Raw genomic sequence first — 21,364 nt, 5'->3', positions numbered from 1 at the left:
GACGGGAAGACCGCTAGCCGCGATCGGGGTCGCGCACTGCCATCGGCCGCAGCGACACTTGCCTCAGGCCAAGCACGCCGAGCACGAAGAACAGCCAGACCGGGTCGCCGCGGTGGAAGAAGAAGCTTTCGAGGAACGCGTTCAGCGCGGTGAACAGCACCACCATCATGAAGAAATCGCCGAGATAGATGTTCTCCTTGCGCAGCGGGATGCGCATGTAGTCGCGCATCGGCGCGATGAGGAAGGTGTAGACCGCGACGCAAAGTGCCGGAATGCCCATCAGCACGGCGATGTCGAGATAGCCGTCATGGCCGTGCACGATGGTTCTGATGTCCCACGGCCGGTCGAAGGGCTGGTCCTGGTTGAGCAGCAGCGGCGTGCCCCAGAAGCTTTCATAGCCGTAGCCGGTCCATGGTTTCTTCGCCAGCATGCTGCCGGCGAACTCCCATAGCGTCGTGCGTCCGGTATAGGTGAGGTCGGGGAAATAGATCGCCGCCAGATGTTTCACCGGCGGCAGGAAGACGATGCCGAGCGTGCCGACGGCCGTGCCGATCATCGCCAGCGCAAACAGGACCGGCGTGCCGAGCCGCATGCCCATCAGGCTCGGAAACATGACGATCAGGATCGAGAACGGCACCAGGCCGGCCGTCGTCTTGGAGCCGGTGTGCAGCATGAAGATCATCGCCGCGCAGAAGATCGCCGCCCCCCAAAGCCGCTGACCGCGCCGGTAGAGATAGAGGCCGGCGAAACTGAGACACGCCATGATCGGGCCGGCGATGTTCTTGTGGGTGAACACGCCGCGCCACAGGCCGGCATGTTCGGGCTCCTGTGAGTCGGCAGTGTGCATGGCCTCGTGCGGAAAGACGATGAGGCCGAGATAGGACAGGCCCATGACCACCACGGCGGCGAAGATGATGACTTTTGAGAAAGCTTCGGCGTCGCGCGGCAAGACCAGGATCGTCGCCATCGTCAAAATGCCGATCAGCGTGAACGAGGCGGCGCGCATCGCCGTGGGCGGGTCGGTTGCCAGCACCACCGACAGGAAAAAGAAGCCCAGCATCAGCACCCAGGACGGGCTGAGCAGCGAGCGCACCACGCGCGGATCGGCAAAGGCCATCAGCGAGAAGATCGACATGGCGCCGAGCGAGCCGAAGCCAAGCTGGTTGACGATGTCGCCACCTTGGCCGGTCGGTTCGGCGCCGGCCGGCTGGAACGGCCGGAAGGACACCATGACGACGGTGAACAGCAGTGCTGCGATCGCGGTCGCCACGCCTTCGCGCGTGAACGCGGCGCTGAGCGGCGCGCGCTCAGTTTTTCTCAGGCTGGCGGTATTGCTCATTGGCATATCCGAATTCGGCCAGCACGCGGCCCAGCGCCACATGGACGGGGTAGATGGCGATCGCCGGCGATCCTGTCCGCGCCAGCCGGAGCATGCCGCGGAACGGCGAGGCGGCAAGCAGTGCCAGGCTCTTCAGCAACACCATGGCGCCGGCCAGCGGCGTGCCGGCGCGTTTCTTCTTTTCGACCAGTGTCGAGATCACGCCGTTGCGCAGGCTGCGGGCACGGATCCAGTCGGCTTCGACACGCCGCGCCGGAACGGTTTCATGCACTTGTCCCTCGGCGCACCAGCCAAGCACGAAGCCTCTCTGTGCGGACCGGCTGAGGAAATCGGAATCACCGCCACCCATGAAGTTGAATTTCAGGTCGAGAAAGGGCGGACCCATGGCGATCAGTACGTTGCGTCCGAGCAAAAGATTGCCGGACGAATAGAGCGCCGGCACGCGTCCGGTTTCCCGGTAGGGCGGCGCGAACACCGGATGCTCTGCCCATTTCGCATGGGCGGGGTCGGCAAAGTCGGGCACCTGCGGACCGCCGACGATATCGGCGCCGAGCGTTTCGGCTGCCCCGCACATCCGTTCCAGCCACTGGGGATCGGCGATCTCGTCATCGTCGATGACCAGGAGATGCCTGAAGTTGGGGAATTGGAGGATCGCTGTCTGCCAGCCGGCATTGTAGGCGCTGCAATTGCCGCGCTGATGGGCGATGATGACCAGACCTGAAATCTCGCCGCGCTCGAACAGCGGCACCGCCGCTTTGGCGCCAGCGCGCGCTCCGGCTTCGTTTTCCATGACGATGACGGCAAAGCGCCTGCCGGTTTGCTGGGCGCGCAGCGACGCTAGCGTTTCCAGCACCTGCTCGGGCCGCTTGAAGGTCGGCAAGGTGACGACGACTTCGACAGCCTCGACGTCAAGCCGGGGCGAGCGCCCCGCGATCGATACCGAACCGTCCGATGGCAAAGGGATCATCCGTGTCCAGCCAAATGGTGAGTTGGGTTCTGGTAGCACCACGATGATAAGGTTTCGTTAATCACCTTGTACGGAGAAGCCTGCCAGGCAGCGGCATTCGCTCGTTGATTGTGCTCGCTTAATCAAGGGTTCACCGCACTTTGCTACCGGCTACACCACAGGATAGGTGAGATGCATCTGCTGTTCGCCACATCGATCGTGCCCGACGGCGCCCTTGCCTCGGGTTATGAGATCGCCAACGCTGCAATCATCGCCGCTTTGCGGCGCGCTGGCGCGCGCGTCACCGTCATCGGCTTCACCTGGCCGGGAAAACCCGCAGACGATCCCGAAAACACCGTGGTGCTGGGTGCGATCGATGTGCGCACGGACAGTGCCTCTGCACGACAAAAGCTGGCCTGGGTCGGCAAGGCGCTGCTCTCGGGCCTCACCTTCGCCTCGGTCAAGTTGCGCGCAGTACCAGACAGCGACGTTCTCGCCGCGGTCGCACGCGCCGGTCCGTTCGACGGCTATGTGCTGAATTCCGTGCAGTTCGCCGGTGCCTTCGAAAAACTGTTCGCCGACCGGCCCTCGATCTTCGTCGCCCACAATGTCGAGCATCTTTCGGCGCGGGAGAATGCCGCTGCCGCCGGCAGCCTCTTCCAGCGCCTGCTGTTTGGCCGCGAGGCGAGGTTGCTCGAGACCATGGAAGAGCGTCTCTGCCGCCGCGCACGCTTCATCTTCACGCTGGCGGAGGAAGACCGCGCGGCACTCGGTGTCGCCTCCGACGACCGCTCGGCGGTGCTGCCTTTGGTGACGGGCGCACAGGCGCCGACCGAGAAAGCTTTGCGCCGCATCGACTGCGATGCGGCGCTGATCGGCACCTGGACCTGGCAGCCGAACCGCATCGGCCTCGACTGGTTCCTGGGCAAGGTGGTGCCGCATCTGCGGCCCGGTTTCCGCGTCCGCATCGCCGGCAGCATGCCTTCGGGCGTCACGTCGAAGCATCCCGGTGTCGAATTCGTCGGCCGTGTGCCGGATGCGCAGGCTTTCGTGCGCAGTGCTGCCGTCATCCCGCTGATCAGCACCGCCGGCAGCGGCGTCCAGTTGAAGACCATCGAGACCTTCGAGCTCGGTCTGCCCTCCGTCGCCACCAGCCGCTCGCTACGCGGCATCGATCATCGCCCGGCCAATTGCGTCGTTACCGACGATCCGGCCGATTTTGCCCGGGCCCTGGAGGCCGCGGCAGCCGTCATCCACGACGTCGACGGCTGCGCTTTCCGTCGGTCGCAGGTCAAGGCGCTCGATGCCGCCATCCGGCTCGGTCTCGAAAAGCTCGGGCCGGTCAGGCAGGAGGCGTTTGCATGAACATGCATGCCGCCCGCACCCCGTCAGGGCTCGACACCTTGAAGACGATCCTCGGTATCCCGGTGCTCGCCATCCGCTGGAACGATGCGGTCAGCCTGCTGAACCGCCTGATTGCCGAGCGGCGCTTCACCAAGGTCAGTTTCCTCAACGCCCACAACGCCAACCTCGCCTCCACCGACCCGGCCTTTGCCGAGGCGCTCGATGATTTCCTCATCCTGCCCGACGGCATCGGCGTCGATCTGGCGGCGAAACTTCTTTATGGGGCGCCGTTTCCGGACAATCTCAACGGCACCGATTTCGTCCCCGCCTTCCTGCAGGCCTCGATAACGCCGTTGACGGTGGGGCTGCTCGGCGCGACCCGCGTCAATGCCGAAGCGGCGTCGGCCAAGCTTGCGGCACTTGCCGTGCAGCACAGCTTCGTGGTCATCCATGACGGCTATTTCTCGCCTGCCGAGGAGGCGGGAATAGTCGACCGGATCGAACAATTGCGGCCGGATGTGCTGCTCGTCGCGATGGGCGTGCCGCGCCAGGAATTGTGGATCGCACGCCATATCGACGCGCGTCACTGCACGCTGCCGATCGCCGTCGGCGCATTGCTCGATTTCCTGAGCGGCGCGGTGCCGCGGGCGCCCTTGTGGATGCGCCGGCTGCGGCTTGAATGGCTGTTTCGGTTGGCCGTCGAACCCGGTCGCTTGTGGCGCCGCTACGTGGTCGGCAATCCCTTGTTCCTGCTGCGCGTCGTCAGGCAGAAATTCTCGCGTACTTCGGAAGTTGCGGGAGACATCCATTGAACAGCCGGTTCGTCCCAGGCGCCGCTATCGAGCCAAGCTCGCTTCGGCAGATACCGACGGCGGCAATAGTGACGGCAAGCTATGCGCCCGATTTCGAGCGTTGCCGGCTGTTGTGCGAAACGCTCGACCGCCACGTCTCAGGCGCGGCGCACCACTATATCCTGGTCGAACATCGCGATATCCAGCTCTTCCGTCAGTTGGAGAACGGACGCCGCAGCGTCGTCGATGAGCGGGATTTGCTGCCGCGCTGGCTGCACGCGTTCGACGATCCGCTCAGCCTGTTTCGCAGGCGCGTCTGGCTCAGCCTGAAGACGCAGCCGCTGCGCGGCTGGCACGTGCAGCAATTGCGCCGTATCGCGATATCAGCGCGTGCCGGGGAAGACGTGCTGATTTTCTGCGATTCCGACGTCGCCTTCCTCAAACCTTTCGACTGCGGCGCCTTCTGGCGCGACGGCAAGGCGCGGCTGTTCCGCCGCGACGGGGTGCTGGCAGATGAAGGTCATGAGGAGCATCGGATCTGGTCGCGCAACGCCGGTGCGGCACTTGGCATCGACCCGTCCCGGACATCGGTCCATGACTACATCTCGACACTGATCGCGTGGCGGCGAGACACCGTGCTGGCTATGTGCGGCGAGATCGAGAAAGTTCATGCGCGTGGCTGGGTCGAGGTCGTCGGCTCGGCACGCAAATTCTCCGAATGCATGATCTACGGCCGCTACGTCGACGATCTGCTGGAGGGGGCCGGCCACTTCCACGGTTCGGAGGAGTTCTGCCGCGTCCACTGGACCGGGCAAGCGCTGTCGGACGACGAGTTCCGCCGCTTCGTTGGCGCCATGGCGCCTGAGCAGGTGGCGATCGGCATGCAGTCTTTCATCGGCACCGATATCGGTCGCATCCGCCGTCTGATCGGGCTTGAATAAAGCATGATCCCGAAAAGTGCGACCCGGTTTCCGGAAAAGATCATGCTTGAACGAAGCGGGTCCTAGACCGGCTTTGCCGGCTTGCGCATCGCCGAATAGGTGAGCAGCGTCGAGGCGAGATACAGAAGCAGGAAAACGACATTGAGCGACAGCACCAGGTTCGGTGTGTCGAGGATGGTCGTCAGCACATAGGTCAGCAGCACCGCCTTCAGCCCGGCAAGCAGGCCAAGATTGAGCGCTCGCACCAGCGTCTGGCCGCGGGCGAACAGCAGCTCGGCCTGGTATTCGACCAGATTGCGCAGTCCCGGGACGCAGATCGCCAGCGCCACCAGGGGGGCGGCCTCGGCGACGTTCTTGCCGAGCGCATTGGGGAAGAAATGCAGCACGATGCCAAGCGTCAGCAGCGCCAGCGTCGAGACCGCAAACACGCCGCCTTCGATGCCGCTCTTGACCGCCAGCCGCGACAGCAGGTCCGGCGCGCGCATCATGCGCTGCACCAGCATCATCGAGAAGGTGCGGATCGGAATGGCCGTCAGGTCGACCAGCCGCATGATGATGGCGTAGATACCAGCCAGGTGCGGCCCGCCGATCGCCAGGACCAGCAGCTTGTCGAACTCCATCTGCAGGTAGAACAGCACTTCGGCACCGGCCACGTAGATGGAGTCGGCCAGTCGCCGGAGATAAAGCTCGATGCGCAACCGCAACCGCTGGCGAGGGTAGAAGAAGCCGAAGGCAATCAGGAGCGAGGCGGCATTGGCGCCGATATAGAACCATGACCATATCCAGACGCTGTGTTGCGCCCAGAACATGAACAGCACCGCGCCGAGCGCCCGCAGCGCCGTCGCCAGGATGGCCAGCAACGCGGCGCGGCCGAACTTGCCCAGGCCGTTGTTGACGATCAGCGCCACCTCCACCGGCCGCCACAACAGCGCTTCGGCAAAGACGATCGCCGCAAACACCGACAGCGGCACGGTGTCTGCGAAGAAGATCAGGTAGACGCCGAACGAGGCTGCGGCGAGCAGCGGCAACGACAGCAGGCCGAGCAGCAGGAAGCCGGCGGTGAAGGTGCCGATCAGATTGGGGCGGATGGTGGCTGTGCGATAGAGCGCCGAGATGAAACCGAAGGCGAGGATGCGCGATAGCATGACGCCGGCCGCCGATGCGGTGGCGAACATGCCGAACTCGGAAATCGACAACGTGTTGGCCAGCGCGATGAAATAGGCGAGTGAAAACACCAGTCGCCCGCCGGCGCCGCTGATCGCCGAGAAATAGTCGCGCAGCAGCCCCCGTCGTTCGGCCAAAAAAGTGCCGATCCGGGCGAGGGTGGGCCGCCTTTGCGGTATGTCACTGGCTTGCGTCATGTCTCCAGGAGAGCTTAGGTCGGAAAACTTAACGTGCCGTTCTGGAGCCCAGGGGCGTGTTGAAAAATTGGTGCTGGCGGAGGGACAAACCGCGGCTTCGGCGGGCGAAAATTAACCTTTTGTTTTCCATGCCTGTTTAGCGTGGCTTAACGAATGGCAAGTGCCGTTTGCAGGCCGCCAAGGGTAAAGCTCCAGACGATGGTCGACAGGGAAAACCGTGAAGACTGGAAGCGCGAGCGTTCGCTGCTGGCGCTTGGCAAGGCTGTGCGCGGCGACGACGAACCCGACGCATCCCTGGTCTCGATCGGAGACCGGGCGGACCCGTCATGGCGCGAGGATGCCGCCACGCGCCATCGTCTCGCCCGGTCACAGCGCGAAGCGCGGACGAATCCTTCGCAGCGCGAAGCGCTGTCGAACCCGAAGCTGTCGGATGCTGTTGCAACAGATGGATATCAGCCTGGCTATGAGCCTGCATCGTCTGCGCGGGTGGCGCCCGGACGCAGTCGATCCGCCGACGATTTTTCTGCGACCGGGTCGGCATCATCGGACTATGCGCAAACCACGCCACGGACTGCTGAAACCGGAGGCTCCTATCGCTCCGATCGAACATCCGAACCTTACCATTCAGGCGACGCGCGGGCGTCCCGCAACGACGGCGCGGACAGCCAGCAATGGAAGCCGCTGATCGATCCGATGCAGGTCGTTCGCGGCGTTGGCAAGTCGAAGCTGCTGATCGTGGCGACGACGATATTGGGTGCCGGGCTCGGCATCGCCATCGCGCTGTCGACGCCGAAGAAATACGAAGCCACCACAGAACTGATCGTCGATCCGCGTGACCTGAAGCTCACCGACCGCGACCTCACCCAGTCGGTCGTCGCCTCCGACGCCACGCTGGCCATCGTTGAAAACCAGGTCCGGGTTCTGACATCAGGCACTGTTCTGAACAAGGTCGTCGACAAGCTCAATCTCGTCAACGACCCGGAATTCAATGGGCAGGGCAGCAGCGGCCTCAGCGTCATGTCGCTCATCCGCTCCGTCCTGTCACGCCACGACGGGCCGGGCGGTGTCGACGAGACCCGCCGCCGGGCGCTTACGGTCGGCAATCTGGGCGAAAGCCTGTCGGTCGAGCGCGGCGGCAAGACCTTCGTCATCACCGTCAGCGCCACCACGCAGAATGGCGAGAAATCAGCTCTCATCGCCAACACGATGACGGATGTCTTCCTGCAGACCTTTGGTCAGATCCAGTCCGATACCGCCGGCCGCGCCACCGACGAATTGACCGCCAGGCTTGATGAATTGCGCAAGGGCGTCGAGGCGGCCGAACGCAAGGTCGAGGATTTCAGGGCCACGCACGACCTCGTCGACGCGCAGGGCCACCTCATCAGCGACGACGAGATGCTGAAGCTCAACGAGCAGCTGTCGGTTGCGCGTGCCCGCACGCTGGAACTCAACGCCAGGGCCGCTTCGGCGCGTTCGGTCGACGTCAACTCGGTTCTCACCGGCACCTTGCCAGAGGAGATCAACTCCAACACGATGAGCGATCTGCGTTCGCAATATGCGTCGCTCAAGCAGGAGGCCGACCGCGCCGCCATCCGGTTCGGTCCGCGGCACCCCGAACTCCAGGCGCTCAATGCCCAGCTTGCCGGTGCACGCGACCGCATCGCCGCGGAGCTGCGGCGCATCGGCTCGTCGCTGCAGGTCGACCTCAAGCGCGCGGTCCAGCTTGAACAGGATCTCGCCTCTCGTCTGGCGCAGCTGAAGGTTCGCAGCGGCGACGTCAACAGCGATCTGGTGTCGATGCGCGAACTGGAGCGCGAGGCCGCCGCCAAGCGTTCGGTCTATGAACAGTATCTGCTGCGCGCCAAGGAGACCGGCGAACAGAAGGACATCAACACCGCCAACATCAATGTGATCTCGAAGGCGTTCGCGCCGCTCGAGCCGAACGGGCCATCGCGGGTCGTGGTGGCGCTTGCCGGGCTGTTGCTGGGCTTTGCCTCCGGCGTTGGCCTCGGCGCCATGCGTGGCGCCTATGAGAGCTTGCGTGACACCGCCACATCGCGCTCGCGCCGCGACCGCAGCATGGACGAACGCCGGACGCCTTACGAAGACAAGGCATATCAGGCAGCACCGCCACCAAAACCACCGGCACCGCAGCCGGCGGCCCCGCCACCACCTGCACCGCCGCCGCCACCGCCTGCACCACTCCCGCCTGTTCAGCAGGTTGACATCACGCCGACCGAAGGTCCCGGTCGCATCAGTGCGTTGCTATCGAAGCTACGCAAGGCCATGTCCCGCAAGCAGTCCCCGGACACCATCGATACCGGTGAATGGGTCTCGCCCTTTGCCGATGGGAAGCCAACGGAAGATCTGTCGCACCCCGCCTACTCCCAGCCGGCAACGGCCTTTGCACCTCTGCAGCCGGCCGCGGCAGCCTATCCGCCGCTGCCTTTCCGGCCCGGCGGCCACGGTCCCTATCCGCAACCGACGGCGCAGCCGCCATTGCCTCCCAACATGGTGCCGCAGCGACCGTATTCGGGTCCGCAGGCGTATCCCTATGGGCAGCCGATAGGCCTTCCGCAGGCGCAGCACTGGCAGGTGCCACAGCAGCCGGGCTATCCCTATCCGCAGCCCATACCCCATGCCGGGCAGATGTCTTATCCGCCTCAGCCCGCTTCCGCGCCTTATCCGCAACAGCCCGCCTCGCCGCAGCAGGCACCTCAGCCTGACGAGCCATCGGTGGAGGCGCCGCGGGCCGGGGCGGATATCGAACCGCACGCGCCGATCGACGAGATCCGCGCCAGCCTGCGCGAATTCCGCGAAGCGGTCCGCGAACTTACCGAGACCCGCGCGCGCCGCCGCTACTTCTGAGCCACAAAATAAGTCGCGCTGCCGAACAAAAACATGCCGGTTTCGCGTAAACGGCATGGGACGGCGCTTTGACGGGATTGCGTGTTGGAATTTTCGTGAAAATGCCGCGCTGCATAGTGCCATAGGCACGCTCCCGGGCTCGATCCGGGCGCGTGGTTTCGCGGCATGCGTCAGACAGGGATCCAGGGTGCCGCATTCATGTTTCGGATGCGGTCCGCTTGGGCGGAACGGTGTTGAGGGTGGTCCATGGCCGAAGTGATTGATGGTAAGAGCGTCGCCGAAGACGTGGTGCGGACGGTCAAGAGCCTGACGGCCGAACTTGTCGCGAAAGGCAAGGCCAAGCCCGGTCTTGCCGTGGTCATCGTCGGCGAGGATCCGGCCAGCCAGGTCTATGTCGCATCCAAGTCGCGCACCGCCAAGGAATGCGGCTTTCATTCCGTCCAGCACACGCTGCCGGCCGAAACCTCCGAGCCGGCATTGCTGAAGATCATCGGCGACCTCAACGCCGATCCGGCCATCAACGGCATTCTGGTGCAGCTTCCGCTGCCCGCCCATATCGACGCCGGCAAGATCATCCAGACCATCGCGCCGGAAAAGGATGTCGATGGCTTCCATTTCATCAATGTCGGCAAGCTCGGCACCGGCGAACTCGAGACCGCCTTCGTGCCTTGCACGCCGGCCGGCTCGATGCTTTTGATCGAGCGGGTGCGCGGCAAGGACCTGTCCGGCCTCAACGCGGTCGTCGTCGGCCGCTCCAACATCGTCGGCAAGCCGATGGCCAACCTGCTGCTTGCCGCCAACTGCACCGTCACCATCGCCCACAGCCGCACCAGGGATTTGCCGGCGCTTGCCCGTACCGCCGATATTCTCGTCGCGGCCGTCGGCCGGCCGGAGATGGTCAAAGGTGATTGGGTGAAGCCCGGCGCCACCGTCATCGATGTCGGCATCAACCGCATACCGGCGCCGGAAAAGGGCGAGGGCAAGTCGCGCCTCGTCGGCGATGTCGCTTATGCCGAAGCGGCGAAGGCCGCCGGCGCGATCACGCCGGTGCCCGGTGGTGTCGGGCCGATGACCATTGCCATGCTGATGGCCAATACGTTAGCCTCAGCCTACCTTGCGGCCGGATTGAAACGGCCGTCCTTCTGACCCACCAGAAAGCCGCAGCTTTGCCGAACCCAACTGTTCCTGTAGAACGGCCGGTCATGACAGATCCCGTTCAAGGCGGCCGGCAGTTCGCTTTCCTGCTGGTCGACAAGTTCTCGATGTTCTCGCTGGCCGCGGCGATCGATACGTTCCGGTCGGCGAACCGTTTGCTTGGCCGCGATTTCTACGGCTGGACGACGGTCTCCGCGGATGGCGATCCGGTGATGGCCTCCAATGGCCTGCCGCTCAAGATCGACTATGCCGTTGCCGACCTGCCGCCGGTCGACATCCTCTTCGTCTCGGTCGGACTGACGACGGAATTTCCCGGCAAGAGCAAGGTGCTGGCGGCGCTGCGCAGCTGGGGCCGGCGCGGTAACGCGCTCGGTGCGCTGTCGGTCGGCTCCTACCTGCTTGCCGAGGCCGGCCAGCTCGAAGGCTATCGCTGCACCATCCATTGGGAAAACCGCGCCGGCTTCGTCGAACGCTTCCCCGACATCAACTGCACGGGTAACGTCTTCGAGATCGACCGCAAGCGCTACACATGCGCCGGCGGCACCACCTCGATCGACCTGATGCTGGAGATCGTGCGCGGTGATTTCGGCTCCAACCTCGCCAATGGCGTCGCCAACCAGTTCCAGCACGAACGCATCCGCTCGGCCGGCGACCGCCAGCGTGTCGGGCCGGAACGCGATCTCACCGGCAAGTCGGAGAAGCTCAGGCGCATCGTCGAACTGATGGCCGACCACCTCGATGAGCCGTTGTCGGCGGTGCAGCTGGCCAAATCCGCCGGCCTGTCGGTGCGTCAGGTCGAGCGCCTGTTCCTGCGCCATCTCAGCGTCACGCCCGGCCGCTATTACATGCGGCTGCGGCTGGAGCGGGCGCGCGAATTGCTGCGCCAGACCAACATGCCGATCCTCGATGTGGCGATCGCCACGGGCTTCACCTCGCATTCCTATTTTGCCCAGAGCTACCGGCTGCAATTCGGCAGGCCGCCCTCGGAAGAGCGTCGTACGACCTACTGAGCGACGATTTTCGCTGCCGCTCAAAAGTTTGACATTCCGTCCCCTCACAGCCGTGCCCGGCCTTGTGTCCTGACGCCGCGTCAAATAGCTTCCCGCCCGGATCGGGGCGGAGTTGAGGAGATTTCGATGGCGGGATTTGCACGGAGCGTCGCTGCGGCGATCCTCCTTTTGTCGATGACGACGTTCGGCTTTGCCGCAAACAAGGTCATCATCATTCTCGATGCCTCCGGTTCCATGTGGGCGCAGATCGACGGCAAGCCCAAGCTGGAAATCGCCCGTGAATCGCTGAGAGCCGTGCTTCAATCGGTTCCCGCCGATGATGAAATCGGCTTCATGGCCTATGGCCACCGCGAAAAAGGCAGCTGCGACGACATCCAGTTGATCGTGCCGCCACAGGCAGGCTCGGCAAGCGCCATCTCGGCCGCCGCCGACAGCCTGAAATTCCTCGGCAAGACACCGCTGACCGCCGCCGTCAAGCAGGCGGCCGAAGCGTTGAAATACACCGAGGACAAGGCGACCGTCGTCCTCATCACCGACGGGCTCGAAACATGCGGCGGCGATCCCTGCGCGCTTGGCAAGGAACTCGAGGCGTCCGGCGTCGATTTCACCGCCGACGTCGTCGGCTTCGGGCTTACCGCCGACGAAGGCAAGCAGATCGCCTGCCTCGCCGACAACACCGGCGGCAAATACATCCAGGCCTCCGACGAGAAGGCGTTGCAGGAGGCGCTTGTCGAGACCGTGGCGGCACCAGCGCCAGCACCCGCTCCTGAGCCGGCTCCCGCTCCCGCCCCGGCGCCTTCGCCGGAGCCCGCGAAACCGGAATTCAACTTCCAGCCGACGGTGGTGATGGCCGAAGGTGGCCAGCCGATCACCGATGGCAACGCCTGGGAGATCTACAAGGCGAACTCCGACGGCTCGCGCGGGGATTCCGTGACCACCGAATATGGGGCCTACAACGGCAATCTCGAGCCCGGCGACTATGTCGTCGTTGCACGCGACGACGAAGCCAAGGTGGAGCAGAAGTTCAAGATCGAGGCCGGCAAGGTCTACAAGCCGCTGTTCACCTTGAACGCGGGCACCATGCTCATTCATCCGCGGCCGAGCCAGGGCGCCGACATCAGTGACGAAGCCCATGTCGACTTCACCTATCCCGGCGGCAACACCACCCACTATGGCGACACCAAGATCATCGTGCCGGCGGGTGAGCAGAAGGTCACGGTCCAGATCGGCAGCGGCTCGGTGGTCGAGACCATCCAGCTGGCCGCCGGGCAGACGGTCGAAAAGGACGTCATCGTCGGCGTCGGGCACGTCCTGTTCAACGCCTATTATGTCACCGGCGGCGACAAGGCCGACAGTTCCGGCCTCGGCTTCCAGATCGTCAAGGCCAAGAAGAAGATCGATGGTTCACGCGACGATGTCGAGCATTCCTACGGACCGGACAGCAAGTTCTGGCTGCCGCCGGACGACTATGTCGCGCTCACCACGCTTGATCTCGCGACCGTCGAGCAGCCGTTCAGCGTTAAGGTCGGCGACAATCAGGACATCAAGGTACCGCTCGATGCCGGCGTTCTGGCCATGTCGGCCCCTGGCGCCTACTCGATCGAGGTCCTGTCGCCGAAAAAGGACATCCAGGGTAATCGCAAGGCGCTTGGCCTGAGCTATGGCGACGCCTGGCAGCAAACCATTCCGGCCGGCGACTATGTGGTCGTCCGGCACATGTCCGATGGAGGCCATGACAAGGAAATGCCGGTGACGGTCAAGGCTGGCGAGCGGACCGAGATCACTGTTACGCCATGACTGCCGTCTGACCGGCAGCAAAAAGGGCGGCTGTCAGCCGCCCTTTTTCATCGACAGGACGATTTCGTCACGCCGTGCCGAAGGCGCTGGCGCCATGGTCGGCACGGCCGACCAACTGGCGGAAGCCGGCAAACAGCTCGCGGCCGAAACCGAATTCATTGCCGATGAGGTCGGCATCCGCCGTCCGGCGCAGTGCGAACTCGCCGGCCGGCACCAGCACTTCCAGCGTTCCCGCGTCGGCGTCGAGCCGGATGATGTCGCCATCATGGATCCTGGCGATCGGTCCATCCTCGACTGCTTCCGGCGTGACATGGATGGCGGCCGGCACCTTGCCGGAGGCGCCCGACATGCGCCCGTCGGTGACCAGCGCCACGCGCTGGCCGCGGTCCTGCAGGATGCCGAGCACGGTGGTCAGCTTGTGCAGTTCCGGCATGCCGTTGGCTTTCGGTCCCTGGAAGCGGATGACGGCGATGAAATCACCGGTCAGCGTGCCTGCCTTGAACGCCTCGTTCAGCCCTTGCTGGCTGTCGAAAACCTTGGCCGGCGCCTCGATGATCCGCCGCTCCGGCTTTACTGCAGAGGTCTTGATGACGGCATGGCCGAGATTGCCAGACAGCACCTTCAGACCACCGGTTGCCTGGAACGCCTTTTTGAACGGCGCCAGCACCTTCTCGTCACCGCTTTCGCGCGGCGAGGCTTCGCGCACCACGCCGCCGTCGGCGCCGAGCTTGGCCTCCACCGCATAGGGCCGCAGACCTTCGCCCCACACCGTCTGCACATCCTCATGCAGGATGCCTTCGTCGAGCAGTTCGCGGATCAGGAAGCCGAGCCCACCCGCCGCGTGGAAGTGGTTCACGTCGGCGAGACCATTCGGGTAAACTCGCGCCAGCAGCGGCACGGCCTCCGACAGGTCGGAAATGTCCTGCCAGGTGATGGCGATGCCGGCGGCCGCCGCCATGGCGATCAGGTGGATGGTGTGATTGGTCGAGCCGCCTGTGGCATGCAGGCCGACGACGCCGTTGACGATCGAACGCTCGTCGATCATCCGGCCGACCGGCGTATAGGCATTGCCGAGCGCGGTGATCGCCAGCGCCCGCTTCGTCGCCTCGCGGGTCAAGGCCTCGCGCAGCGGCGTGCCGGGATTGACGAAGGAGGCGCCCGGCGTATGCAGGCCCATGATCTCCATCAGCATCTGGTTGGAATTGGCCGTGCCGTAGAAGGTGCAGGTTCCCGGCCCGTGATAGGACTTGGACTCGGCCTCCAGCAGTTCGGCGCGTCCCGCCTTGCCTTCGGCATAGAGCTGGCGGACCTTGGCCTTTTCGTCGTTCGGCAGGCCGGTGGTCATCGGCCCTGCCGGAATGAACACCGCGGGCAGGTGGCCGAAGGTCAGTGCAGCGATCACCAGACCCGGCACGATCTTGTCGCAAACACCGAGATAGACGGCGGCGTCAAACATGTTGTGCGACAGGCCTATCGCCGCAGCCATGGCGATCACATCGCGCGAAAACAGCGACAGCTCCATGCCGGGCTGGCCCTGCGTGACGCCATCGCACATTGCCGGCACGCCTCCGGCCACCTGGGCGATGCCGCCGGCCTCGCGCGCCGCGTCCTTGATCAGCGCCGGAAAGGTCTCGAACGGCTGATGCGCCGACAGCATGTCGTTGTAGGAGGTGATGATGCCGAGGTTCGGCACCGTGTCCGCACCCAGCGCCAGCTTTTCCGAGGGGCTGCACACCGCAAAGCCATGGGCGAGGTTGCCGCAGGACAGCACGGCCCGGTTGGCGGTGCGGTTCGACGCTTCAGCGATGCGGCCGAGATAGCGCTCGCGGCCCGGTCTGGAACGCTGGCGGATGCGCTCGGTGATGGCTTCGATGTCGCGTCTGGCGGTCATGGTGTCGGTCCTTTCAGGCGAGGTCCCGGAACACGCTCCAGCTGTCTGCCGGGACCCTCAGCACGTTCAAATCAGGGCGCCCAGAAAACCTCTACGGGCTTGGGTGCGGCGTCGAGCACGGCGCGGATCGGCTTTCGCGGTCCAGGTGCAACCGCACTGTCGAAGGCGGTGCGCTTGTCCTCGCCTTCGATGTGCAGCGCGATGAAGCCGGCATCGACAATGCGCGCCAGCGACAAGGTCAGCCGCGGCTCGACGGCGCTCGCCGCATGAACCGGCAGCACGATCCTGTCGGACGACGGGTCGAGCAGCTTTGCCAGATCATCGGCATCGGGAAAGAACGAGGCGGTGTGGCCGTCCGGTCCCATGCCGAGCACGACGACATCGAGCGGCCAGGGCAATGACTGCAGCGCTGCGTTGTCGGACGCCGCCGCATCCTCGATGCCGACGGCTTCGTGATAGAGCGGTACGAACCGTGCCGCTTTTGCCGCGTTCTGCAAGAGATTGGCGGCCACCAGCCCGGCATTGGAGCGCGGCGAGGAGGCTGGCACGAAACGCTCGTCGACCAGCGTCACAATCACCTTGTCCCAGGCGATGGGTATTACCGAAAGGGCGGCGAAGAATTTGGCCGGTGTGGTGCCGCCGGAGACGGCGAGCAACCCTGTGCCGCGCTCGGCGATTGCCTTGGTCAGGCGCCCGGCGACATGATCGGCAAGGGCGGCCGCCAACTCCTGGCGCCCGGCGAAGCCGTTCCAGCTATAGGCGGCGCTGTTCAATTGCTCTCGTGCCATGTCCGCCCGTCACGTTCGATCAGCGCAATGGAGGCCGACGGTCCCCAGGTGCCCGCTGTGTAGCCCTGCGCTTCCTGTCTGGCGCTTTCCCAGGCGTTCTGGATCGGGTCGATCCATTTCCACGCCGCCTCGACTTCGTCGCGACGCATGAACAGGGTCTGGTTGCCGCGGATGACATCCATGATCAGCCGTTCGTAGGCGTCCGGCGCGCGGCCGTCGAAGGATTGCGCGAAGCTCATGTCGAGCGAGATCTGGCGCAGCCGCATGCCGCCCGGACCCGGATCCTTGATCATGATGAACTGCTTGACGCCTTCGTCCGGCTGCAGCCGGATGACCAGCTGGTTGGCGAAGATCGGCCCGGCACTGTCGCCGAAGATCGAATGCGGGATCGGCTTGAACTCGATGACGATTTCCGAAACCCGGGTCGCCAGCCGCTTGCCGGTCCGCAGGTAAAACGGAACGCCCGCCCAGCGCCAGGTGCCGATCTCGGCCTTGATGGCGACGAAGGTCTCGGTGTTGCTGTCGTGGGCAAGCTCCTCGACATAGCCCTTCACAGCCCCGCTGGCCGAGGCGCCGGCGCGGTACTGGCCACGCACAGTGTGCTTCGGCGCCTCGTTGCCGTTGATGCGCTTCAGTGCCCTGAGCACCTTCAGCTTCTCGTCGCGCACCGCGTCGGCATCCATCGACGAGGGCGCTTCCATGGCAACCAGGCACAAAAGCTGCAGCATATGGTTCTGCACCATGTCGCGTAGCGCGCCGGCCTTGTCGTAATAGGTGACGCGGTCTTCCAGCCCAACGGTCTCGGCCACGGTGATCTGCACGTGGTCGATATGGGCGGAATTCCACAGCGGCTCGTAGAGCGCGTTGGCAAAGCGCAGCGCCATCAGGTTCTGCACCGTCTCCTTGCCGAGATAGTGGTCGATGCGGAAGATCTGGTTTTCGTGGAAATTGTCGCCGACCAGATCGTTGAGTGCTCGCGCCGAGGCAAGGTCACGGCCGATCGGCTTCTCCAGCACGATGCGCGAGTTCGGCGTGATCAGCTTGTGCTCTTTCAGCTTGTGCGAGATATCACCGAACAGCGCCGGCGCCACAGCCAGGTAGAAAGCGCGGATGCGGTCGCTGTCGCCGATCGCCTTCTTCAGCTTGTCGAAGCCGGCGCCGGTCGTCGCATCGGCCGAAACGTAGGAGAGGCGGGCAAGGAAGGTCTTCAGTTCCTTGGCGTCGATATCGGCAGCCTTGACGTGGTCCGAGATCGCCTGTTTGGCGAAGGCCTGGAATTCCTCGTCGGTCATCTTCGAGCGCGACGTGCCGATGATGCGCGTCGGCTCGGAGAACTGATGGTCGCGCTGGCGATAGTAGAGCGACGGCAGAAGCTTGCGTTCCGACAGATCGCCGGTGCCGCCGAAAATGATGAAGTCGAAAGGATCGACGGGGATGATCTGGCTGGTCATGGTCTGTCCGCTCTGACGCCGGTCGCTGTGACGCGGCTGATATAATCTAATCGATTTAAATTTTCCAGTGCCATGGTGTCACATCTGAGTGTTGCGCCTGCCTCTTGACAGCCCGATACCTCGGAGGCTTGTCGACAGGCGCGGCCCCGGAAGCCTTCGCAGTTGCAGCATAGAGCGGGATCGAAGCGAAAGCCAAAGGAGAAATCGGCGATGACCGCACATCTTTCGATGAACCTGGCTAGAAGTCGTGGCCCGGTCAGAAGTCATGGTTTTGCATGTGCCGCGGGCACTCCGGCCGATCGTCACCAATCATGAGCGGGAAGAGCATGCGTCTGGAAAACAAGGTTGCCGTGATCACCGGTGCTGCGGCGGGCTTTGGCGAGGGCATCGCCAGGCGCTTTGCCGGGGAAGGCGCCAGGGTCGTCGTTGCCGACCTCAACGCCAAGGGCGCGGAGCGTGTCGCCAGCGAAATCGGTGAGGCGGCGATCTGGACCCAGACCGATGTTTCACAGCGCTCCGAATTCGACGAGATGGTCTATGCCGCCAAGAGCGCATTCGGCCGGATCGACATCATGGTCAACAACGCCGGTTACACCCATCGCAATGGCGACATGCTCAACGTCGACGAGGAAACCTTCGACCTGATCACCGCCGTCAACATGAAGGCGATCTATCACGCCGCACGCGCCGTGGTACCGATCATGGATCGGCAAGGCGGCGGCGTCATCCTGACAACGGCCTCGACCGCCGGTCTGCGGCCGCGGCCCGGCCTTACCTGGTACAATGCCTCGAAGGGCTGGGCGATTACCGCCACCAAGTCGATGGCGGTGGAACTGGCGCCGAAGAACATCCGTGTCAACTGCCTCTGCCCGGTTGCCGGCGAGACCGGCATGCTGGAGAAGTTCATGGGCGCCGACACGCCTGAAATCCGCGAGAAGTTCCGCGCGTCGATCCCGCTCGGTCGGCTTTCGACTCCACTCGATATCGCCAACGCCGCACTTTGGCTGGCGTCGGATGAAGCCGCCTTCATCACCGGTGTGGCGTTGGAGGTCGACGGCGGACGCTGCATCTGAGAGCGCCGACGCAAATCAAAATGCTGCACGGCGTTTCGGCGGCGGGTCGAGACAGGCGTCAGGCGCCGGTCTTGATGTAGGTCTTGTAGATCCAGCCGGTCTTGCCGTTGTAGGTGATCTGGCACCACTTCTTGCAGCTCATCACTTGCACCGAGCTTTTGGCTGGCACGGTGAGGATAGCAGCGGCATTTTTCTTCGGGCCGCTGCGCATGGTCACTGCCCTTAGGATCTGTCCTGTTCCGGCGGCCTCGACCTTGCCTGGCTTCGCATTGGCCTGGCTGTCGTCGCCTTCCGCCGCCGCGGGCTGCTCTGACGGCACTTGCGGCTGTACCGCCGGGATGGCTGCGGTTTTCGCGCCATCGGGACGGCTAGCCGCCGGCGGAGTGGGTGCGGCAACCTTGGCAAGTTCGCTGGCGGCAACGCTATCTGCTGCCGGTTGCGCAAATGCCACCGCGGCTTTGCCCGGTGCTTGTTCAGCCTGGTTCGCCACCTTGCCGGGAGCAGGTGCCCCGGCAGAGGATGCGGCCTTCGACTGCGAACCGGTCCAACGCGGATCATTGGCTGGCAGCGCCGCAATGGTGGCTTGCGCGGCCGCCACGGCTGGTAAAATCTTGTCCGATTTGGGCGCTGCCTGTGGCACGGCTGCTGCAGCCACTGCTGCTCCCCCCGGAGCGATTTTCGTCGTTTTCACCGGAATGGTTGGAATGGTTTGCTCGGGGCTCGCCGCCGCTTGCCTGTCATTGGCCGGCAACGCCAGCCATAGCGCCACCGCGGCCACGCCAAGCAGTGCGGCGGTGCCGATCGCGGCGATCACCAGATGCGAATTCGAGCGGACCTCCTGCCAGAAGGACGGCCGCATGTCATATCCGAACTGCATGGCAAAGCGCCGACGTTCCGGCGTACCGAAACTGAAGGGCTCTCTCACTCTTGCCACCTCCATAAGCGGGCCGATGTTCTTCCGATCAAATGCCAAGAACCTGGCGCCAGATCTGCATCAGTCCCAAGAATCAAAGCGGGCAAGCCCGCAGAATTCCCCGTCAGTAACCCACAACCGGCATCTTTATATCGCTGATTGTGGCATCACTACGCCCTCGTTAGGGATTCTGCTCCTTTGGAGGGGATTCCGCAATGTGCCGTTACGGCAACAAATATTACAACAATATTACATAGATGAGAGCGATCCTGTCCGTCTGGAGCACGATCCCGAAAAGTGGCATCCGGTTTTTCGCTCGAGATCACACTCTAAAAACCGATAGTGTCTCAATTCCACCGGGACAGAACAGCTTCTAGATCCTGTCGCGCAACGCGAACCAGTTGAGCGCCAGGAACAGCAGCGGCGCGCGGAAGCGCCGGCCACCGGGGAATGGCGGGATCTTTAGATCCTCGATCAGCTTCAGCCGGTCGCGGTTGCCGGCGACGGTTTCGGCATAGAGCTTGCCGAAGAAGTTCGACAGCATGACGCCATGGCCGGAATAGCCGCCGGCCGAGATCACATTGGGCATCACTTCGCGCACGAACGGCTTTCGCGGCACCGTGACGCCGACATAGCCGCCCCAGCCATGCGTGATCTCGACATCCCTCAGTGCCGGGTAGAGTTCCGTGATCTGACGGCGGATGTGGATGTGGATATCCTTCGGGTCGTTGACGCCATAGACTTCGCGTCCGCCGAACAGCAGCCGCCCGTCCTTCGATCTGCGGAAATAACGCACGACGAAGCGGGAATCGTCGACCGCCTCGCCGCCCGGCAGCACCGTCGAGTTCGCGCCCAGCGGCACCGTCGCGCCGATGAACGAACCGATCGGCATGATGTGCGCGGCACTCACCGGTTCGAGCGTGCCGCCATAGGCGTTGACCGCGATCAGGCATTTCTGCGCTGTCAGCGTGCCTCTCGGTGTCGAAACCTTGACCTTGCCGCCACTGGAAATGATTGCGGTCGATGGCGTCTCCTCGAACAGCTGTGCGCCGGCCTGCGCCGCCACCTGCGCGGTGCCGATCACCAGCTTCATCGGGTGGATGTGGCCGGTGCCGGTGTCGCGCGTGCCGCCGAAATAGGCGGTCGAGCCCAGCCGCTCCGCCGTCTCCTTGGCATCCATGAACGAGATATGCGGGTAGGAAAAACGGCTCGCCATGATCTCGGCATGCGCCTTGTAGTCGTCGACATAGCGCGGCTTGTGCGCCACCGAGAGCTGGCCCGGCATGTAGTCGATATCGATCTGGTTGGCGGCGGCGAACTCGAGGAGATGCGCCTTCGCCTCTTCGGCAAGGTCGAACAAAGCCTTGGCGCGGGAGAGGCCGTATTCGTCTTCCAGGTCCTCGACCCAGGCGCGCTGGCCGGTGCCAAGCTGCCCGCCATTGCGCCCAGAGGCACCATCGCCAAAACGGCAGGCTTCAATCAGCACGACATTCGTGCCCGCCTTGGCAAGGTGAGCAGCCGCCGAAAGGCCAGTGAAACCGCCGCCGACGATGACGACATCGCACGTCTTGTCGCCATCCAGCGCTGGATATTCAGGCCGTGGGCCGGCAGTGTCCTCATACCAGGAACGGCCGGGTGAAATCGGGGATTGGTAGGGCATGATCCTCAAGGGAGTAGGGCAGTAAGGGAGTAGGGC

The 21,364-nt window shown here is 64.0% G+C and carries 16 protein-coding genes; 8 read left to right on the top strand and 8 right to left on the bottom strand.

The window, feature by feature from the left end; all coding sequences use genetic code 11:
- Positions 1-13: 13 nt before the first annotated feature.
- Both HNQ71_RS08590 and HNQ71_RS08585 read right to left on the bottom strand, forming a co-directional pair.
- On the bottom strand, positions 14-1,339 hold the full coding sequence (locus HNQ71_RS08590) for an O-antigen ligase family protein (RefSeq protein WP_184872095.1): 1,326 nt from the start codon (positions 1,337-1,339) through the stop codon (positions 14-16).
- Positions 1,308-2,306, bottom strand: coding sequence for a glycosyltransferase family 2 protein (locus HNQ71_RS08585; protein ID WP_184872094.1), 999 nt, complete (start codon positions 2,304-2,306; stop codon positions 1,308-1,310). The genes HNQ71_RS08590 and HNQ71_RS08585 overlap by 32 nt, the downstream gene beginning before the upstream one ends.
- A 171-nt stretch (positions 2,307-2,477) precedes the next feature.
- On the opposite strand from HNQ71_RS08585, the gene HNQ71_RS08580 reads away from it, so the two are divergent.
- The 3 genes from HNQ71_RS08580 to HNQ71_RS08570 are packed head-to-tail and all read left to right on the top strand — an operon-like array spanning position 2,478 to position 5,361.
- Positions 2,478-3,650, top strand: coding sequence for a glycosyltransferase (locus tag HNQ71_RS08580; protein ID WP_184872093.1), 1,173 nt, complete (start codon positions 2,478-2,480; stop codon positions 3,648-3,650).
- A complete protein-coding gene (locus tag HNQ71_RS08575) occupies positions 3,647-4,441 on the top strand; it encodes a WecB/TagA/CpsF family glycosyltransferase (protein ID WP_184872092.1) in 795 nt (264 codons plus the stop codon). Before HNQ71_RS08580 ends, HNQ71_RS08575 begins: the two co-directional genes overlap by 4 nt.
- Positions 4,438-5,361: a DUF6492 family protein gene (locus tag HNQ71_RS08570; RefSeq protein ID WP_184872091.1), complete on the top strand. Its 924-nt coding sequence runs from the start codon at positions 4,438-4,440 to the stop codon at positions 5,359-5,361. Before HNQ71_RS08575 ends, HNQ71_RS08570 begins: the two co-directional genes overlap by 4 nt.
- Positions 5,362-5,423: 62 nt before the next feature.
- On the opposite strand, the gene HNQ71_RS08565 is transcribed toward HNQ71_RS08570, so the two are convergent.
- Positions 5,424-6,722, bottom strand: a complete 1,299-nt coding sequence (locus HNQ71_RS08565) for a lipopolysaccharide biosynthesis protein (protein ID WP_184872090.1) — start codon at positions 6,720-6,722, stop codon at positions 5,424-5,426.
- A gap of 198 nt (positions 6,723-6,920) precedes the next feature.
- On the opposite strand from HNQ71_RS08565, the gene HNQ71_RS08560 reads away from it, so the two are divergent.
- The 4 genes from HNQ71_RS08560 (at position 6,921) to HNQ71_RS08545 (ending at position 13,552) form a co-directional block, all read left to right on the top strand.
- Entirely contained in the window at positions 6,921-9,590 is a 2,670-nt protein-coding gene (locus HNQ71_RS08560) for a Wzz/FepE/Etk N-terminal domain-containing protein (RefSeq protein WP_184872089.1), read from the top strand.
- 246 nt (positions 9,591-9,836) lie between these two features.
- Positions 9,837-10,736 carry a bifunctional methylenetetrahydrofolate dehydrogenase/methenyltetrahydrofolate cyclohydrolase FolD gene (folD, locus tag HNQ71_RS08555; RefSeq protein WP_184872088.1) on the top strand — a complete coding sequence of 300 codons (900 nt, stop codon included), beginning with the start codon at positions 9,837-9,839 and terminating at the stop codon, positions 10,734-10,736.
- Between the two features lie 56 nt (positions 10,737-10,792).
- Positions 10,793-11,755 (top strand): GlxA family transcriptional regulator, encoded by a 963-nt coding sequence (locus HNQ71_RS08550; protein ID WP_013530232.1) that lies wholly within the window; start codon positions 10,793-10,795, stop codon positions 11,753-11,755.
- Between the two features lie 126 nt (positions 11,756-11,881).
- The gene (locus HNQ71_RS08545; RefSeq protein ID WP_184872087.1) at positions 11,882-13,552 is read left to right on the top strand and encodes a vWA domain-containing protein; all 1,671 of its coding nucleotides are present in this window, start codon (positions 11,882-11,884) and stop codon (positions 13,550-13,552) included.
- 67 nt (positions 13,553-13,619) lie between these two features.
- On the opposite strand, the gene edd is transcribed toward HNQ71_RS08545, so the two are convergent.
- The 3 genes from edd to zwf all read right to left on the bottom strand — a co-directional run bounded on the left by edd (position 13,620) and on the right by zwf (position 17,682).
- Positions 13,620-15,443: a phosphogluconate dehydratase gene (gene edd, locus HNQ71_RS08540; RefSeq protein ID WP_184872086.1), complete on the bottom strand. Its 1,824-nt coding sequence runs from the start codon at positions 15,441-15,443 to the stop codon at positions 13,620-13,622.
- A 71-nt stretch (positions 15,444-15,514) separates the two neighbouring features.
- Positions 15,515-16,231 carry a 6-phosphogluconolactonase gene (pgl, locus tag HNQ71_RS08535; RefSeq protein ID WP_184872085.1) on the bottom strand — a complete coding sequence of 239 codons (717 nt, stop codon included), beginning with the start codon at positions 16,229-16,231 and terminating at the stop codon, positions 15,515-15,517.
- A complete protein-coding gene (zwf, locus tag HNQ71_RS08530) occupies positions 16,213-17,682 on the bottom strand; it encodes a glucose-6-phosphate dehydrogenase (RefSeq protein ID WP_184872084.1) in 1,470 nt (489 codons plus the stop codon). The genes pgl and zwf overlap by 19 nt, the downstream gene beginning before the upstream one ends.
- A 326-nt stretch (positions 17,683-18,008) precedes the next feature.
- Between zwf and HNQ71_RS08525 the strand changes: the two genes are divergently transcribed.
- Positions 18,009-18,755: an SDR family oxidoreductase gene (locus HNQ71_RS08525; RefSeq protein WP_184872083.1), complete on the top strand. Its 747-nt coding sequence runs from the start codon at positions 18,009-18,011 to the stop codon at positions 18,753-18,755.
- Between the two features lie 58 nt (positions 18,756-18,813).
- On the opposite strand, the gene HNQ71_RS08520 is transcribed toward HNQ71_RS08525, so the two are convergent.
- Together HNQ71_RS08520 and HNQ71_RS08515 are read right to left on the bottom strand one after the other, a co-directional pair.
- On the bottom strand, positions 18,814-19,632 hold the full coding sequence (locus HNQ71_RS08520; RefSeq protein WP_246461278.1) for an SH3 domain-containing protein: 819 nt from the start codon (positions 19,630-19,632) through the stop codon (positions 18,814-18,816).
- Between the two features lie 409 nt (positions 19,633-20,041).
- The gene (locus tag HNQ71_RS08515) at positions 20,042-21,328 is read right to left on the bottom strand and encodes an NAD(P)/FAD-dependent oxidoreductase (protein WP_184872081.1); all 1,287 of its coding nucleotides are present in this window, start codon (positions 21,326-21,328) and stop codon (positions 20,042-20,044) included.
- Positions 21,329-21,364 lie beyond the last annotated feature (36 nt).

Source organism: Mesorhizobium sangaii, from assembly GCF_014207355.1.
GTDB lineage: Bacteria > Pseudomonadota > Alphaproteobacteria > Rhizobiales > Rhizobiaceae > Mesorhizobium > Mesorhizobium sangaii.
Note: the sequence above shows the minus strand (reverse complement) of the source record. Positions and strands in the feature narration are given on the sequence as shown.

What these genes read in the sequence shown, in the direction of transcription:
- HNQ71_RS08520 (WP_246461278.1), bottom strand. Translation starts at nt 19,632, where the DNA reads ATGCAGTTCGGATATGACATGCGGCCGTCCTTCTGGCAGGAGGTCCGC.
- HNQ71_RS08525 (WP_184872083.1), top strand. Translation starts at nt 18,009, where the DNA reads ATGCGTCTGGAAAACAAGGTTGCCGTGATCACCGGTGCTGCGGCGGGC.
- HNQ71_RS08515 (WP_184872081.1), bottom strand. Translation starts at nt 21,328, where the DNA reads ATGCCCTACCAATCCCCGATTTCACCCGGCCGTTCCTGGTATGAGGAC.
- HNQ71_RS08580 (WP_184872093.1), top strand. Translation starts at nt 2,478, where the DNA reads ATGCATCTGCTGTTCGCCACATCGATCGTGCCCGACGGCGCCCTTGCC.
- pgl (WP_184872085.1), bottom strand. Translation starts at nt 16,231, where the DNA reads ATGGCACGAGAGCAATTGAACAGCGCCGCCTATAGCTGGAACGGCTTC.
- HNQ71_RS08560 (WP_184872089.1), top strand. Translation starts at nt 6,921, where the DNA reads ATGGTCGACAGGGAAAACCGTGAAGACTGGAAGCGCGAGCGTTCGCTG.
- HNQ71_RS08585 (WP_184872094.1), bottom strand. Translation starts at nt 2,306, where the DNA reads ATGATCCCTTTGCCATCGGACGGTTCGGTATCGATCGCGGGGCGCTCG.
- edd (WP_184872086.1), bottom strand. Translation starts at nt 15,443, where the DNA reads ATGACCGCCAGACGCGACATCGAAGCCATCACCGAGCGCATCCGCCAG.
- zwf (WP_184872084.1), bottom strand. Translation starts at nt 17,682, where the DNA reads ATGACCAGCCAGATCATCCCCGTCGATCCTTTCGACTTCATCATTTTC.
- HNQ71_RS08550 (WP_013530232.1), top strand. Translation starts at nt 10,793, where the DNA reads ATGACAGATCCCGTTCAAGGCGGCCGGCAGTTCGCTTTCCTGCTGGTC.
- HNQ71_RS08545 (WP_184872087.1), top strand. Translation starts at nt 11,882, where the DNA reads ATGGCGGGATTTGCACGGAGCGTCGCTGCGGCGATCCTCCTTTTGTCG.
- HNQ71_RS08565 (WP_184872090.1), bottom strand. Translation starts at nt 6,722, where the DNA reads ATGACGCAAGCCAGTGACATACCGCAAAGGCGGCCCACCCTCGCCCGG.
- folD (WP_184872088.1), top strand. Translation starts at nt 9,837, where the DNA reads ATGGCCGAAGTGATTGATGGTAAGAGCGTCGCCGAAGACGTGGTGCGG.
- HNQ71_RS08575 (WP_184872092.1), top strand. Translation starts at nt 3,647, where the DNA reads ATGAACATGCATGCCGCCCGCACCCCGTCAGGGCTCGACACCTTGAAG.
- HNQ71_RS08590 (WP_184872095.1), bottom strand. Translation starts at nt 1,339, where the DNA reads ATGAGCAATACCGCCAGCCTGAGAAAAACTGAGCGCGCGCCGCTCAGC.